At 65.6% G+C, this 14,494-nt stretch carries 13 protein-coding genes; 3 read left to right on the top strand and 10 right to left on the bottom strand.

What is annotated here, in order from left to right:
* Positions 1-37 precede the first annotated feature (37 nt).
* The 3 genes from AC1DRE_RS07910 to AC1DRE_RS07900 all read right to left on the bottom strand — a co-directional run bounded on the left by AC1DRE_RS07910 (position 38) and on the right by AC1DRE_RS07900 (position 6,772).
* Positions 38-3,184 carry a S8 family serine peptidase gene (locus AC1DRE_RS07910; protein ID WP_476984106.1) on the bottom strand — a complete coding sequence of 1,049 codons (3,147 nt, stop codon included), beginning with the start codon at positions 3,182-3,184 and terminating at the stop codon, positions 38-40.
* 270 nt (positions 3,185-3,454) lie between these two features.
* A complete protein-coding gene (locus AC1DRE_RS07905; RefSeq protein WP_476984105.1) occupies positions 3,455-6,427 on the bottom strand; it encodes an exo-alpha-sialidase in 2,973 nt (990 codons plus the stop codon).
* Between the two features lie 159 nt (positions 6,428-6,586).
* On the bottom strand, positions 6,587-6,772 hold the full coding sequence (locus tag AC1DRE_RS07900; protein WP_104174087.1) for a hypothetical protein: 186 nt from the start codon (positions 6,770-6,772) through the stop codon (positions 6,587-6,589).
* Between the two features lie 264 nt (positions 6,773-7,036).
* Here AC1DRE_RS07900 and purS point away from each other — a divergent pair, with 264 nt between their 5' ends.
* Genes purS through purL form a run of 3 tightly spaced genes read left to right on the top strand, consistent with a single transcriptional unit; the run spans position 7,037 to position 10,378 of the window.
* The gene (purS, locus tag AC1DRE_RS07895) at positions 7,037-7,288 is read left to right on the top strand and encodes a phosphoribosylformylglycinamidine synthase subunit PurS (RefSeq protein ID WP_028265707.1); all 252 of its coding nucleotides are present in this window, start codon (positions 7,037-7,039) and stop codon (positions 7,286-7,288) included.
* Between the two features lies 1 nt (position 7,289).
* The gene (purQ, locus tag AC1DRE_RS07890) at positions 7,290-8,063 is read left to right on the top strand and encodes a phosphoribosylformylglycinamidine synthase subunit PurQ (RefSeq protein WP_476984104.1); all 774 of its coding nucleotides are present in this window, start codon (positions 7,290-7,292) and stop codon (positions 8,061-8,063) included.
* Entirely contained in the window at positions 8,060-10,378 is a 2,319-nt protein-coding gene (purL, locus tag AC1DRE_RS07885; RefSeq protein ID WP_476984103.1) for a phosphoribosylformylglycinamidine synthase subunit PurL, read from the top strand. Before purQ ends, purL begins: the two co-directional genes overlap by 4 nt.
* Before the next feature lie 75 nt (positions 10,379-10,453).
* On the opposite strand, the gene AC1DRE_RS07880 is transcribed toward purL, so the two are convergent.
* The 7 genes from AC1DRE_RS07880 to AC1DRE_RS07850 form a co-directional block, all read right to left on the bottom strand.
* Entirely contained in the window at positions 10,454-11,395 is a 942-nt protein-coding gene (locus AC1DRE_RS07880) for a hypothetical protein (RefSeq protein ID WP_476984102.1), read from the bottom strand.
* Positions 11,396-11,514: 119 nt separating this feature from the next.
* Positions 11,515-11,808, bottom strand: coding sequence for a DUF503 domain-containing protein (locus AC1DRE_RS07875; protein WP_436056581.1), 294 nt, complete (start codon positions 11,806-11,808; stop codon positions 11,515-11,517).
* A 32-nt stretch (positions 11,809-11,840) separates the two neighbouring features.
* On the bottom strand, positions 11,841-12,158 hold the full coding sequence (locus tag AC1DRE_RS07870) for a putative quinol monooxygenase (protein WP_476984101.1): 318 nt from the start codon (positions 12,156-12,158) through the stop codon (positions 11,841-11,843).
* A 79-nt stretch (positions 12,159-12,237) separates the two neighbouring features.
* Entirely contained in the window at positions 12,238-12,864 is a 627-nt protein-coding gene (locus AC1DRE_RS07865) for a hypothetical protein (protein WP_476984100.1), read from the bottom strand.
* A 14-nt stretch (positions 12,865-12,878) separates the two neighbouring features.
* Positions 12,879-13,436: a DUF1990 family protein gene (locus tag AC1DRE_RS07860; protein WP_476984099.1), complete on the bottom strand. Its 558-nt coding sequence runs from the start codon at positions 13,434-13,436 to the stop codon at positions 12,879-12,881.
* The gene (locus AC1DRE_RS07855) at positions 13,433-13,843 is read right to left on the bottom strand and encodes an MmcQ/YjbR family DNA-binding protein (protein ID WP_476984098.1); all 411 of its coding nucleotides are present in this window, start codon (positions 13,841-13,843) and stop codon (positions 13,433-13,435) included. Before AC1DRE_RS07855 ends, AC1DRE_RS07860 begins: the two co-directional genes overlap by 4 nt.
* A 113-nt stretch (positions 13,844-13,956) precedes the next feature.
* On the bottom strand, positions 13,957-14,382 hold the full coding sequence (locus AC1DRE_RS07850) for a CoA-binding protein (protein WP_476984097.1): 426 nt from the start codon (positions 14,380-14,382) through the stop codon (positions 13,957-13,959).
* Between the last annotated feature and the right edge of the window lie 112 nt (positions 14,383-14,494).

The following is a 14,494-nucleotide window of genomic DNA, read 5'->3' as shown; positions in this document are numbered from 1 at the left end:
GGATGTACGGCGCGTTTCCGGCCGGACGGCGTTCGGGCTAGCTTCCCGGAACCGCGTCCACAGGCGCGAGTGCCGGAGCGCCGGCCGGTGCCGGCACCGCATCCGTGCCCACCTTGACGTTGACCCACGTCCTGATGCCGTTGCCGCCCAGGCTCAGCCGGCCGAGGTAGGAGCCCTCGGCGAGGCCGGACCAGTTGGCTGTTGCCGTGGCAGCCGTTCCGTTCGGGGCAACAATCGGATTCGGGTTGACGGTCAGGTTCCCTGCATCCCCGCTGAACGAAACAGCCTGGATCCGGGCAGAGGCGGCTCCGTTGTCCGGAGTGGAGTAGAGGTTGGCCACGATGTAATACGTTCCGGCCAGTGGGGATTCCAGGTCCAGGAACTCACTGGCCGACGATGTCGCCACCTGTGTGGCCACGAGTTTCCCGCTGCCGTCCGGCGCGTAGACCACCATGTCCCAGTCGACGTCCTCTGTCTCCGCCTGGATACCCAGCCGGGCAAACGTGGCACCGGCAGGCACTGTCACCTGGACCACGGCGTTGTGATCGTCATTCTTGGCCGCAAAGGCACCGGGGGTCTTGGTGACGGCCGTCTCGGACAGGGGCGCGAGCCCCTCAATTCCCACGGCAATGGGCGAATCCGAACCGGACACCAGGTCCATGGTCCCGCTGCCCGTGCCGCTGGCGGAACTGAAGGAGAACGACGGCGCAATCTGGGCATCCACGGGGCGGACAGCCATCGGAGAGCTGACCGTACGGGGTCCCTTCCAGGTCAGGCTTCCGGTGGTGAACTTGCCTGTCGGGGCTCCTGCACTCTTCACCGTGATGGTGACGTCCAGGCTCTTGCCTGCTTCCTTGAAATTGAGGACGGCAGGTTCAACGCGAACATCGAAGCCCGGCAGGTTGACCTCGGCCTTGTACGTTCCGGGGATCAGGGCCGTCAGCGTCCGCTTGACCTTGATCTCGCCAACGAGGCTGCCCAGCGCAATGGAGGGTACGTTGAGGTCGCGCGCGGCCAGTGTTCCTGCATTGTGCGCACCGGTGTCAACGCCTTGCCCGTTGAGGAAGGCATTCCATTGCTTGATGCCCGAGTTGTAGACCAAGCCCGGATCCAGCACGCGGGTGGAGTCAATGTGGCCGGCGCCGCCTTCGAACGGGTTCAGGTTGGGCGTTCCGTCGGCGTTGACCAGCGGGTAGGCGGTGGTCATCATGGCGGACTTGACCATGGCGGGTGTCCACTTGGGCTGCTTGCTGAGCACCAGCGCACCGAATCCTGCGATGTGCGGTGCTGCCATGGACGTGCCGGACATGAAGCCGAACTGGGCGCCGTTGTTCCCAATGGTGGAAACGCCGGCAAGGACGTTGACGCCGGGCGCGGAGATGTCCGGCTTCAGGAGGTCGCCGCCGGCGGCCAGGCTCGGACCGCGGGAGGAGAAGCCGGCCACCTGGGGTGCCGGTGCGAGGGGCTCACCGGTGAGGTCGCCCTTGACGAGGCTGACCGTGAGGGCCGGGTTGGCGGCAAGCTTGGATTTCAGCTCCAGGCTCTTGGGCGCGTTGACGTGGACGGTGGGCACCACGTGGTTGTCGGCGTCTTCGGAACTGGAGGAAAGGTTGACCAGGATCATGCCCAGTCCGCCCTTGGACTGGACCTCAAGGCTCTTCGCCGTGCGGTCCACAACGCCGCGGTCGCACACGACGACCTTGCCGCTGACCTTGGCGGGATCGAGGGTCCCCGGACCGCAGAGGTTCGGCGCCGTGGGAGCGCCTGCCGCTGCGGCGTCCGCCGCGATCACGGCGGGAGCATCCTTGACCTCGGTCTTCATGATGGACGCACCACGGAACATGGTGCCGTCGGAAACCTTCACCGTGCCCAGCAGATCGCTCGGGAATGTGGAAGCTGCCACGGTGGTCAGCCACGGCGACGCGTGGTTCACCGTGGACACCGTGGGCCCCGAGTTACCGGCCGAGGCCGAGACAAAGACGCCGGCTGCCGCGGCGTTCAGGAACGCCAGGGCAACGGGGTCAGTGGTGCTGTTGGTGTTGCCGGAAATCGAGTAGTTCAGGACGTCCACGCCGTCCTTGAGGGCGGCGTCGATGGCTTCCACTGAGGCTGAGGAGTAGCAGCCGCCGGTGTTCGGATCGTCGTCCTCCCAGCACACTTTGTACACCGCAACCTTGGCGGCCGGAGCGACGCCGGAGCTCTTGCCGAAGCTGGCGCCGTCGATGACCTGTTCCACGTTGGCGTTGCCGGCGGCCGTGGTGGCGGTGTGGGTGCCGTGGCTTCCCACATCCACCGGTGAAATCAGCTCCTCCGGGGCACGGTTCTCCGGCGCCACGTACTGGAGGAAGGAATCGGCGAAATACCGGGCGCTGATCACCTTCGAGTTGCAGTCGCTACCGTCAAAGGCCGCGCCGGATTCAATGCCCTTCTGGCACTCACCTTCGAAGGTGGTGCCGTCGGACTTGAGCATGGCGATGGTGCCGTCCTTGGTCCGGTACGGGACGCCCAGTTCCGCCTTGCCCTTGCCGTTACCGCTGAGCGGAGCCACTGCCTCGCCTTTGAGGAACGGGTTGTCCGGGGCGTAGCCCGAGTCGATCACCCCGACCACCACACCCCTGCCTGCATTGGCTTCGCCGCCGAACTGCGTCGCCCACGCACCGTCCTGGCCCGTGAGCTTCAGGAAGTCGGTGGTGGTGTAGTCCGGCGCGTTTTCCACGTCGGGTGCGACCAGGAGGACGTTGCTGTCCTTGGCCAGCTCGGCGGCCTGGCGTGCGGTGAGCTGGGCCACGAAGCCGTTGAGCGCCGCGGTGTACTGCGTCGCGGGTTTTGCGGAGTGCTTTGCCGCGACATCGCGCTGCGACTGGCGGAGGTGGGCATCGTAGGCTTTGAATTCCGGGCTGGCGGCGTCAAGCTTTCGGCCCTGCTGCGGTTTGGTGGCGGCGAGTCCCCCCGTGCCACCCTCATAGGCGGCGGCGGCTTCCTCGGCCAGGACCACTATGTAGCGGCCGTCCTTGTAGTCCGACGGATTGACGTTCTTGGCCTGCACTGCCGTGCTGGGTCCAGCCGGCGCCGCGGTAGCGGGACCAACTGCAACGGAGGAGAGAAGCAGCGGGAGGCCTACAGCCAGCGCTGCAGCCTTCCGGAGTCCCCCGCCCCGGACAAGGCTTTTTCCTTTTGATTTCACGAGTGACTGAAACCTTTCATGAGGTACGGGTCCGGCGGTGCGGCCGGTCTCGGTCAGCTGGGAAATGGCAGCCGGAGTAACAGATCCTGTCATCCGGCGAGACCAGCCGAGTCAAACAGTACAGAGTGATAGGCGAATATGACATAGGACACATACTCCGTTTTTCTTTTGTCATTTCGAGGCTCCTTTCTGCGACCAAGAAGGCGGGCCGGCGGTTTTCCGCCGGCCCGCCACCCCGTTATTCAATTCGGCTTCAGCGCTGGCGCCGGGTCAGCTCGCTGACCCCTTCGGCGTCACGTGCAGGCGGTCGAAGGACACCTGCCGCCCCTCGGAATCCAGCACGACGACGTCGTCCCGCCCGTTTTGCACGGAGTCCGGCAGCAGAAACTCAACAGTGTCGGCCGTCGTGGGAAAGATCCAGCCAATCCGGAAGGCATGCTTGTTCAGGTAGACGTAGTACCACTGGCCGTGGGGAAGGCCGCGGAGCGTCACCTTCTCACCATTGCGGTACTTGTCGTTGGTGCCCAGATCGGAGGCGGGAACCTGTCCGGTGAAATCCTGCACTGACAGCGCCGGTTCTGTCCCGGGTTTTGCCGGCTGCAGCCGCAGGGCTACCGGCTCTGCCGGCACCTCAACACGAACGGTCCGCGAGCCATTGGAAGCTGTCGCGGTAAACGGCGCGGCAGGCAGCTGGCCCGCTTCCACATCGGTGGCGGTGAGGACGTGCACCCGCGTCGCCGTCGCTGTTTCCCCGATGCCCAGCGCGTCCGCGGAAATGCCGGCATCCGGGGCAGCCACGCCGGTCAGCGCCACGTTGCCCGCGTTTCCCAGCGTGTAGGAATATGTGACGGAATCACCGGCACCCGCGTACCGGTCGCCGTCGTTATCGGTCCATTCGGCCGAAACTGTACCGTCCAGCTTCGGGTTCCGGACCGCGAGGTCCACCTCGCCGCCGTCCACGCGGTATTCACGGCTGGTTTGACCCGCGGCCGCGACCGTCCACATGGATTCAGCACGAAAGAACCCCTGGTCCGCCTCCTGCTGGGTCACGGCATGCCGGGGCGTGGAACAGCTGTACGAGCCTGCCGCTGCAAGGTTGATCCAGCGGCAATTTCCCGCCCCGGTCGGAACGAGCGGTGAGAAATTGCCGGATGTCGGTACGAAGTCAGCCGCCAGGGGGCCCGTGTTGCTGACGGCGAATTTGTAGGGAACCTGCTCGCCTGCGGTATAGGGCCGCACGCTGAGGTCCCGGCCGGCGTCGTTACGGGCACCCGCGATGCTCCCCGACAGCAGGCCGTCGCGGAGCGCCACCGCGGAACCTGTGAAGGAGACCTGCTTGGTCAGCGCCGGGTCGCCGGCAGCCGTAACGGTGAATTCGGCCGCGGGGACAAAATAGCCGCGGCCAAGGTCCTCTGCGCTGAGCGCGTGCTTTGCCGTGGTGCAGTTATAGCCGGCCCCTGCAGCGAGGTTGTTGTACCGGCAGTTGGGGGCCGACGGCGGCAGGAACCCGGTCTCGAACGTTCCGGAAACCGGGACGGCGTTGGCGGTGACGTTCGAGGTGCTTTTCACCGCGAAGGTGTAGGACAGCACGTCACCCTCCTTGTAAGGACTGGCAGCCACGTCCCGGGCCGGTGCGGAGCCGCTGACGGTCAGTCCAACCTGTGGGGACTGCGGGCTATTGGCGACAAACGTGGACTGGGACACCCTGCCGTCAGCCGTGGTGAACGCCGCGTTGAGGGACTGCGCCCCGGACGCGTTCGCGGGCGGGGTGAGCTGGACGCTTACGGTGGCGGACGTGCCGGGCGCTATGTCAGGTACGGCGGTGGTGGCAGCGGACCAGCCTGCTGGCGTATAGATGCTGGCCTTGGCCCCGGACAGGACGGTTGCTTCCTGGTTGGTGACCGTCACGGGCACCTGTTGGGCAAGCCCCGGCGCCACAGTTTGGGCCGGCACGCTCACAGGGGCGCAGACGTAGTTCAGCCAGGCGTCATCGAAGCTGGCGAACTGCATGTTATCGGTGTAGTTCGCCTCGTACAGCACCCCGAACTTACCGTCGGCAAGGCGGGTGACCGTGGAATACGCGGAGAATCCGGACCGGATGGTCCGGACCCCTGGCCATGTGGCGCCGTCGTCGCACGATACCCGGGCAGAGACGTTTTCCCTGGCCGTCCTGGAGTTGGAATTGGTGAAGATCAGCTTCCTGGCGTCAGCGGAACCCTGCGGCGCGGCGGGGAACATCCGGGAGATGGACCCGTTGTTGGCGGGGTCCGGCAGTTCGGTGTCCTGCGTGACCGCCCCGTAGCTGGCACCCCCGTCCGCGGATACGGCCACCTTGCGGTAGCCGCCGTTGGCGCTGTCCCGCGAATTCAGCAGCACCCTTCCGTCTGACAGCTCCACGGTTTTGTTTTCGTCCATGCGGTCACCGACCGGGGCACCTTTGTGCCACGTGGCACCATGGTCATCCGAGTAGACGCTGTAGGCCTGGAAGAGTTCCGAACCGTTCACTTGGCGCACGTACCCCGAGTACTGCTGGATTAGGCGACCCTTATGCTCGCCGTATTTGAGCTGGATACCTTCCCCGGAAGCCGCGAAGTTGGTGCGTACGTCGCCGGGCTGCGGGCTGGTCTTGCTGCTGCCGGGCTTGGTGACGCCGGTGATGAACCGGGGCGCGCTCCAGGTCAGCCCGCCGTCCGACGACTCAACCACCGCGGAAGAGATGACGCTGCGGTCGGCATCGTCGTTGCCGTAGGTGCTTGTGGCGAAGCCGGCGTCCTTGGAGTAGACGAACAGCGCGAACACCTTCCCTGCCTCCGCGTCATGAATGTAGGACGGATCACTGAAGCCGTATTTGGGGCTGCCGGCATCGCCCACGTGGCCCGCCGCGATAACGGTGAGCGCGCCCCAGGTTTTGCCCCCGTCGGTGCTCCTGCGCTGGACGATCGAGTTCGGGTTTGGTGCGTCGGCCGAGCTTCCCGGCCGGCCGTCCCATGCGGCGAGGACCACGTCGTTTCCCAGGTAGGTGAGGGCGGGGATGCGGTAGAAGAAGTTGTCTGCCGTCCGGTCGGCGGCAAGGTTGGCCTCGGCAAAACTCCCCGGCGCAGCCGTGGGGCTGGCTGGCGGCGTTGGCTCGGCCCGGGCAGGCAGCCCGGTTCCTGCGATCAGCGCAAGGCCCAGAAGCCCGGCGGTGCCTGCCCGGCCGAACCGGCCGAACCGGCCGGACCCTTGTTTCTTTTTGAATTCCAATCCACTGTCCTTTCAAGGCGCCCCCAGGGCGATGATGCGGAACGCTGCTGGCCTATTGCTTATCCCACATGCCACATACAACGTCCTACAACCTTAGAGTGCAGTGGATCACATTGACTAGAGGGGGTCAGGCGGGCGGGTTTTGGGCTTTACTGCCGGCTACTGGCGCGGAGTGCGGACAACCTCGCTGATCCACGCCCGGGTCTTCTCATCAATCGGCCCGGCAACGTTCGTCGCCCGGGCCGCCCGATCGGCTTTGATTTTCTGGATCACCATTCGGCCCAGGCCGGCAAAAACTGCAGCGGCCATTACCGGTAGAAGCACGGATTTCGGTTTCTGAGCCATGCCGCAATCCTACTCAGCGGACCAGCGCGCCACCAGAGCCGGCGTCGCGCGCCACCCCCGCGGCGAGTGCCCCAATTCACAGTCAACCGGCGAATGCGGCTTGACGCACTGCGGCCGGTAGAATGGGGCATGCAAGCTCGCGGAGCGCTCTTTCCGCTGTCTTATGTTTGGAGTCCGCAGGGCTGTAAATGCAGCAGCAGACCAGCGTGAGACGGCACCACTCCGCTGCGCCCTTACCCAACGCTCACGCACAGGAGTTACCGGATGCCCCGGATCGTTGTCGACGTCATGCCCAAGCCCGAGATTCTGGACCCGCAGGGAAAGGCCATCGTGGGTGCACTTCCCCGCCTGGGCTTCACCAGCTTCAGCGCTGTCCGCCAGGGCAAGCGATTTGAACTGACCGTTGACGGCGAGGTGACCGATGCAATCCTGGCCCAAGCCCGTGAAGCAGCCGAAACCCTGCTGTCCAACCCCGTGATCGAAGACGTCGTCAACGTCGAGGTCGTCGAGGCCTGAGATGACTGAACTTCCCTTGATTGGCGAGGCGGTCGCGGTCGCGGCCAACCCGCGCCTCGCCGGCGCCCGCATCGGCGTCATCACCTTCCCAGGAACCCTTGATGACCGCGACGCCGCCCGCGCCGTAAGCCTGGCCGGCGCCACTCCCGTGGCACTCTGGCACGCGGACACCACCCTCAGCGACGTCGACGCCGTCGTGATTCCGGGCGGTTTCTCCTACGGGGACTACCTCCGCGCCGGCGCCATCGCACGCTTCGCTCCGCTGATGTCCAAGATCATCGATGCGGCCAACTCCGACGCCAAGCTGCCCGTCCTGGGCATCTGCAACGGCTTCCAGATCCTCACCGAGTCGCACCTGCTGCCCGGCTCGATGATCAAGAACGACCACCTGAAGTTCATGTGCCGCGACCAGGTCCTGCGCGTGGAAAACAACAGCACGGCCTGGACCGGCGACTACGCTGCCGGCCAGGAAATCACCGTGCCGCTGAAGAACCAGGACGGCCAGTACATCGCCGACGAGAAGACCCTGGACGCCCTCGAAGCGGAAGGCCGCGTGGTGTTCCGCTACGTCGGCTTCAACCCGAACGGCTCCCGCCGCGACATCGCCGGCATCTCCAACGCCGCCGGCAACGTCGTGGGCCTCATGCCGCACCCCGAGCACGCCGTGGAACCCGGCTTCGGCCCGGCATCCCTCGACGGCATCGGCGGCTCGGACACCGATGGCCTCGGCTTCTTTACCTCCGTCCTGAACAAGATTGTGGGAGGCGCAAAGTGAGTACCTCAGCTGAAACCGTCAGCAGGAAGTTCAACATCGACACCGTCGAGAACGCGGCCAAGACCCCGGACGTCGAACTCCCCTGGGCCGAGCTCGGCCTGAAGCAGAACGAGTTCGACGAGGTCGTCAAGGTCCTGGGCCGACGCCCGACCGGCGCCGAACTCGCCATGTACTCCGTGATGTGGAGCGAGCACTGCTCCTACAAGTCCTCGAAGAACCACCTGCGCCAGTTCGGCGAGAAGGTGACCGACGAGATGAAGAAGGACATGCTGGTGGGCATCGGCGAAAACGCCGGTGTCACCAACCTGGGCGACGGCTGGGCCGTGACGTTCAAGATCGAGTCGCACAATTCGCCGTCGTTCGTGGAGCCCTACCAGGGCGCCGCAACCGGCATCGGCGGCATTGTCCGCGACATTATCTCCATGGGCGCCCGCCCCGTGGCCGTGATGGATCCGCTGCGCTTCGGCGCCATCGACCACCCGGACACCGCCCGCGTCATGCACGGAGCCGTGGCCGGCATCGGCGGCTACGGCAACTCCCTGGGCCTGCCCAACATCGGCGGCGAAATGGTCTTCGATTCGGTGTACCAGGGCAACCCGCTGGTCAATGCGCTGGCAGTCGGCGTCATGCGCCACGAGGACATCCGCCTCGCCAACGCCTCCGGCAAGGGCAACAAGGTGGTGCTGTTCGGTGCCCGCACCGGCGGCGACGGCATCGGCGGCGCCTCGGTGCTGGCCTCGGAGTCCTTCGACGACACCAAGCCCTCCAAGCGCCCCGCCGTGCAGGTGGGGGACCCCTTCGCCGAGAAGGTCCTGATCGAGTGCTGCCTGGAGCTGTTCAAGGGTTCCCTCGTTGAGGGCATCCAGGACCTGGGCGCCGCAGGCATCTCCTGCGCCACGTCGGAGCTCGCCTCCAACGGCGACGGCGGCATGGAGGTCGAGCTGACCTCCGTCCTGCTCCGCGACCCCACCCTGACCCCGGGCGAAATCCTGATGTCCGAGTCGCAGGAACGCATGATGGCCGTGGTCACCCCCGAGAACATCGCCGCGTTTGAAGCGGTTATGGACAAGTGGGCCGTGGAGTACTCCTGGCTGGGCGAGGTGACCGACACCGGCCGCCTGATCATCACGTGGGAAGGCGAAGTCATCGTCGACGTCGACCCGCGCACCGTCGCCCACGACGGCCCGGTCTACGACCGTCCGTACGCCCGCCCCGAATGGCAGGATGCCGTCCAGGCCGATTCCTTCACCGGATCAGTCCAGGACGCCGGCCGTCCCTCCGCCCCCGCGGAGCTCGCCGCTGCCGTGACCGAGCTCATTGCCTCGCCGAACATGTGCAGCAAGGACTGGATCACCAACCAGTACGACCGCTACGTCGGCGGCAACACCGCACTGGCCTTCCCCGACGACGCCGGCGTGGTCCGCGTGGACGAGGAAACCGGCCTGGGTGTTGCCCTGGCCACGGACGCCAATGGCCGCTACACCTACCTCGACCCGTACCACGGCGCACAGCTGGCACTGGCCGAGGCCTACCGCAACGTCGCCACCTCCGGCGCCGTGCCGATGGCCGTCAGCGACTGCCTGAACTTCGGTTCCCCCGAGGACCCGGACGTCATGTGGCAGCTCGCCGAGGCCATCCGCGGCCTGTCGGACGCCTGCATGGAACTGGGCATCCCGGTCACCGGCGGCAACGTGTCGCTGTACAACCAGACCGGCACCACCCCCATCCACCCCTCCCCTGTGGTGGCTGTGCTGGGCAAGCTGGACGACGTCGCCCGCCGCACTCCGTCGGGCTGGCGTGAAGACGGCCAGGCCATCTACCTGCTGGGCACCACCGCAGCGGAACTGGACGGCTCGGAATGGTCCAACATGCGCGGACACCTCGGCGGTTTGCCGCCCAAGGTTGACCTCGCCGCCGAACGCGCCCTGGGCGAAATCCTGATCAACGCGTCCCGCGACGGCATGGTGGATTCGGCCCACGACCTCTCCGAAGGCGGCCTCGCGGCAGCCCTCGTGGAGTCGTCGCTGCGCTACGGCGTGGGTGCCCGGATCGCGCTGCAGGATGTCCTGGACCGCGACGGCGTGGACCTGTTCACGGCGCTGTTCTCCGAGACCCAGGGCCGTGCAGTTGTTGGCGTTCCCCGCTCCGAGGAGGTCCGCTTCACGGACATGTGCACCGCCCGCGGCTTCGCCCACACCCGCATCGGCGTGGTGGATGCCGACAGCGGCAAGCTGGAGATCAACGGTGTGGACACCCTGTCCCTCGACGCCCTCCGCGAAGCCCACGAGGCAACCCTGCCGAAGTACTTCGGCTAGGCACTGCTGCTTCATCGATTGCTCCGTAACCGCCCTTTTGAAGGCTCAGAACGGCGGTTACGGAGCAATCGTTCGTTAAAGCCGAGGCCGCCATCCGGCTTGGACCAAGGCCGCACGGACTTTGGATACGGCGGGCTTCGCGTCGTTGTACATGTGCCGTTTGGAGATGCGGACCTCCGTCCAGCCCAGGGCTTCGTACCTCTCAGAACGAGCGATGTCCCGGACAACCTGGGCTTCATCCCCGTGGTGCTCGCCTTCGTACTCGATCCCGACTTTGTACTTCCGGTAGGAAAGGTCCGGCTCGTGATGTCTGGCGCCATCCTCTGAAATTATCGGGACGTTGAGTTCCGGTTCAGGCAGCCCGGCCCGGATCACCGCCAGTCGAAGGAGAGTCTCCTGCGGCGAGTCGGAGCCCACCCGGATAAGTTTGATCGCTTCCTTGGCCTTCCGCAGGCCGCGCTTCCCCTTATGCCTGTCGATCATCCGCTGCAGGTCCGCCAATGTGCACAGCGGCATGACGCGATCCTCCAAGTCCGGCCGCGGAACCCGCACGCAGCTGTCCCCCATGGCTACAAGCTCGTCGACTGACAGCATTTCCGCCATATCCAGCCAGGTCCGCTCCGGTGTGGTCACAGGGATCCCGTCGACTATGGTGACCTCATCGCTGAACAGCTTCATCCGGTGCACGATGACATGCGGCCGATTCAGATGGGCCTCGCCCTCAGGCCTGATGACATGAAACATATCCGGCAATCCCTTCTGCTGACGTCGCGGCAACACGAGGAGTTCCGCCGCGGTGAGGTGCGACGCGGCGCATCGCTCGTTGACCTCAATGAAAGGCCGCACCCTTACGCTCAAGGGGAGCTCCGCCGTCGGGCTCGCCGATCGGATCCCCTTGCCCAGGCGATGCAGGCTGCGGTGCCGCAGCCGCTTGTGCGACACTCCGGCGCGCGCCGCATCCACCACGGTGAAGGGTCGGTCCTGAAAATCATCCGGCAGCGGACGTGCAGTCTTCATGGGTTCATGAGAGCAGAATGCCGCCTGAGCTCGCAGAAGTTATCCACAAGGCCCATCGGCTGCTCCCTAACTGCCGTTTTGAGGGCTCAGAAGGGCAGTTACGGAGCAATCGATCGGGTTCAGTCGTCGCTGCGGAGCTCCCGTTGGCGGGCACTGAGGAGTTCGAGTTCGGGGCGGAAGGCCACAAAGCGTTCGACGGCGGTGAGCACCTCCACGAGGTGGGCCCGGTCGGCTGCCACCAAGCCGGCGCCCAATTGCGCACGCCTGTACTGCTCGTGGTCTCCCACCTCGGCCACGGACACTTCAAACCGGCGCTTCAGTTCCGCCAGCAGCGGCCGCACCACGGAACGTTTCTCCTTGAGGCTGTGAACGTCGCCTAGGAGAATGTCGAACTCAATCCATCCGATCCACATGGATTAATCGTATCGATGCGGTCAGGACGGGGTCAGATGGTGAGTTCGCCCATGCGGTCCCAGCCGTCGCCGTCGAACTGGCGGCTGATGATCCGCGGCGTCTCGGCCAGGGCCTGCGGCATGTCCGCCATGGCCTTCTGAAAGTGTGCGCTGTTGACGTGGTCACCGGCGGCGTCGTCCTTGAAGGCCTCCACCAGCACGAACTCGTTGGGGTCCTCGACGCTGCGGGACCAGTCGAACCACAGGTTGCCGGGTTCCTGGCGCGTTGCCTGGGTGAAGTCTTCCACCAGGTCCAGCCACTTTTCGGACCAGTCCGGCTTGACCTTGAACTTAACGACAATGAAGATCACAGGGCTGATGCCTTTCGTTGTGTGCGGGGGTCAGTCCATTGTTTCACCGGGGAGCAGCAACGGCCCGCGCAGGAGGGGTTCAGGCCCCTGCGGCGAGGGAGTGCTCGCACTCGTCGATTGCCTCCCGGGCCCATTCCTGCTGCTGGGGTGTGCCGACGCGTTCGGCCCACTGTTCGGCCAGTTGGAACTCCACCAGGGCCTCAGTGAAGCGCCCGGCTTCGTGCAGCGTCCAGCCGAGGTTGTTGTGCAGCGGGACCATCCAGCGCCTGGTCCGCGAATCGTGCACGGTGGAGGCGTATTCGAGGGCGCTGCGGGTCCATGATTCGGCGTGTGCGGAGTCCGCGATCGCCAGCATGTGCAGCGCATCAACAGCAAGGAATTCCTCGCTGAGGTGGTCCGCGAGTTCTGCCGCCTGTTCAAAGAGCGGCACGGCCATCGCGGCGTGGCCGCTCGAGTTCAGCAGGCGCCCGCGTTCCAGCAGTACCCGGACGCCCACGGTGGGCTCATCGGTGTCGACGGAATCCAGCAGGGCGTCGGCTTCCTCGTAGCGGCCCTGCAGTCCGATGGCCCGTCCCAGCTGGGTGGCGAGCTCCGCCTGTTCGTCGGCGTCGTAGTTTGGGTCTTCAGCTGCCGCCCGGAAACGGGCTTCCGATCCTGCGGGATCGTCGAAGTTCCACAATTGGTCAAGGGTTTTCTGTTCCAGCATCCACCTGCTCCTGATCAGCTTTCACCTGCGGCCAGTTCGTGTGCACTCCCAATGTATCGGGAAGTGACATACCTTTGTGCGCGTCCCGCGACGGCGCCGCCGGCAGCGTAGAACCAGTTGGACGGCCTGCTGAAGGCCGTGATTTTGAGGAACACTCGCCCCTGTCCGTCCACTTCCACTTCGAAGGATTCCTCGCCCCGCACGGGATGGCCGGGCAGGCTTCCGTACCCGAACCCGGCGCTTTGCGGGCCATCGCCGGGCACCGGCCGGTGCACCCATACCACCTCGCAGGGGGCGTTGATCCGGAAGGGCCCGACGCCGAATCCGCTCACCACGCGGGCGCCGGGCACCACGACGTCGGAGTCGGTGCGGACACGCAGCCCGGATTTCTTCTGCAGCTGCCAGGTCAGGATTCCGTGGGCCACCCTCCGGTACAGTGCCGGGCCGTCGCCGAGGTAGGCCCGCGTCACCACGCAGGGGAATCCCTCCGGGGACTGTCCGTGCTCCGTGGAGCCAATGCCCGGATAGTTCAATCCGCCGCGGGCGATGCGTCCGGCGCAGGGCCTGATCATACGCCGTCGCCCCGGGCGAGGCCTGCCCAGCCCAGCTGCTCGCGCTGCCTTCGGCTGAGCGAGGCCACCACCAGGTCGTAGGAGTCCTCCACCATGTCCCGGATCATGTCATCCGGCAACGCTCCGTCCAGCCGGACGCCGTTCCAGTGCGTTTTGTTCATGTGCCAGGCGCCGTTGATTTCGGGATGGATGGCCCGCAGCTGTTCGGCCAGGGCCGGTTCGCATTTGAGGCTCACGGACCAGTCCGCCGGATCCATGGCGGACAACGCGAACATCTTGGCGTCCTGCCGCGCCCCGCCGGTCACGGCGGCCCGCACCTTGAAGACGGAGGTCTCGGGACCGAAGGGAAAATCCTCAAAGGCACCGGGGAAGCTCAGGCAGATCTGGCGGAGGGTGGCAACATCCATGCCACGAGCCTATCCGGCGGCACGGACCGACTGCAGGCCGACGCACTATCCGGCGGTGCGGGCATCGCCGATGCTGCGCAGTCCGTCCGGGGTGGTGCCGCGAAGGTGGGCCGTCAGATGCCCACGCGCCATCCCTCGCGGGCGGGACAGGCGTTGACCACCACGTCCAGTCCGGCGGCCCTGGCCCGCTCCACCGCAGCGTCGTCGAAGACGCCGAGCTGCAGCCACACAGCCTTGGCGCCCACGGCGATGGCCTGGTCGATGACAGCCCCCACCTTGTGCGAGTTCACGAAGCAGTCCACGACGTCGATCGGGTGCTTTTCGGCGGGGATGTCCGCCAGGGAATGGTACCCCTTCTCCCCGTGGACGTCGTCAGCGGGGAGGTTGACCGGAATGATTTCCATACCCATCCGGTCCCGGACATACAGGGCAACTTCGCACGCCGAGCGCCATTCATTGGTGGTGAGTCCTACTATCGCCCAGGTGCCTTTGGTTCGCATGAGGCGGTCAATGACTGCCGGATCGTTAACGTGGGCCATATATCAACCTTACTCCTGCGGCCTTTCCGGGCGATCGTCGAATAACTGAATGAAATGTCAGGTCAGTCGTCCGGAATGAATGAATATTACAGCGTGGAATGGCATGATTTTG

Source organism: Arthrobacter sp. P4_H3 (assembly GCF_056400885.1).
This window is presented reverse-complemented; position numbering and strand designations above follow the sequence as displayed.

Bases quoted from the DNA above. Each gene is read 5' to 3' on its own strand.
- AC1DRE_RS07855 (WP_476984098.1), bottom strand. From the start codon at position 13,843: ATGGATGTTGCCACCCTCCGCCAGATCTGCCTGAGCTTCCCCGGTGCC.
- purS (WP_028265707.1), top strand. From the start codon at position 7,037: ATGCCCCGGATCGTTGTCGACGTCATGCCCAAGCCCGAGATTCTGGAC.
- AC1DRE_RS07880 (WP_476984102.1), bottom strand. From the start codon at position 11,395: ATGAAGACTGCACGTCCGCTGCCGGATGATTTTCAGGACCGACCCTTC.
- AC1DRE_RS07850 (WP_476984097.1), bottom strand. From the start codon at position 14,382: ATGGCCCACGTTAACGATCCGGCAGTCATTGACCGCCTCATGCGAACC.
- AC1DRE_RS07865 (WP_476984100.1), bottom strand. From the start codon at position 12,864: ATGCTGGAACAGAAAACCCTTGACCAATTGTGGAACTTCGACGATCCC.
- purQ (WP_476984104.1), top strand. From the start codon at position 7,290: ATGACTGAACTTCCCTTGATTGGCGAGGCGGTCGCGGTCGCGGCCAAC.
- AC1DRE_RS07875 (WP_436056581.1), bottom strand. From the start codon at position 11,808: ATGTGGATCGGATGGATTGAGTTCGACATTCTCCTAGGCGACGTTCAC.
- AC1DRE_RS07900 (WP_104174087.1), bottom strand. From the start codon at position 6,772: ATGGCTCAGAAACCGAAATCCGTGCTTCTACCGGTAATGGCCGCTGCA.
- AC1DRE_RS07860 (WP_476984099.1), bottom strand. From the start codon at position 13,436: ATGATCAGGCCCTGCGCCGGACGCATCGCCCGCGGCGGATTGAACTAT.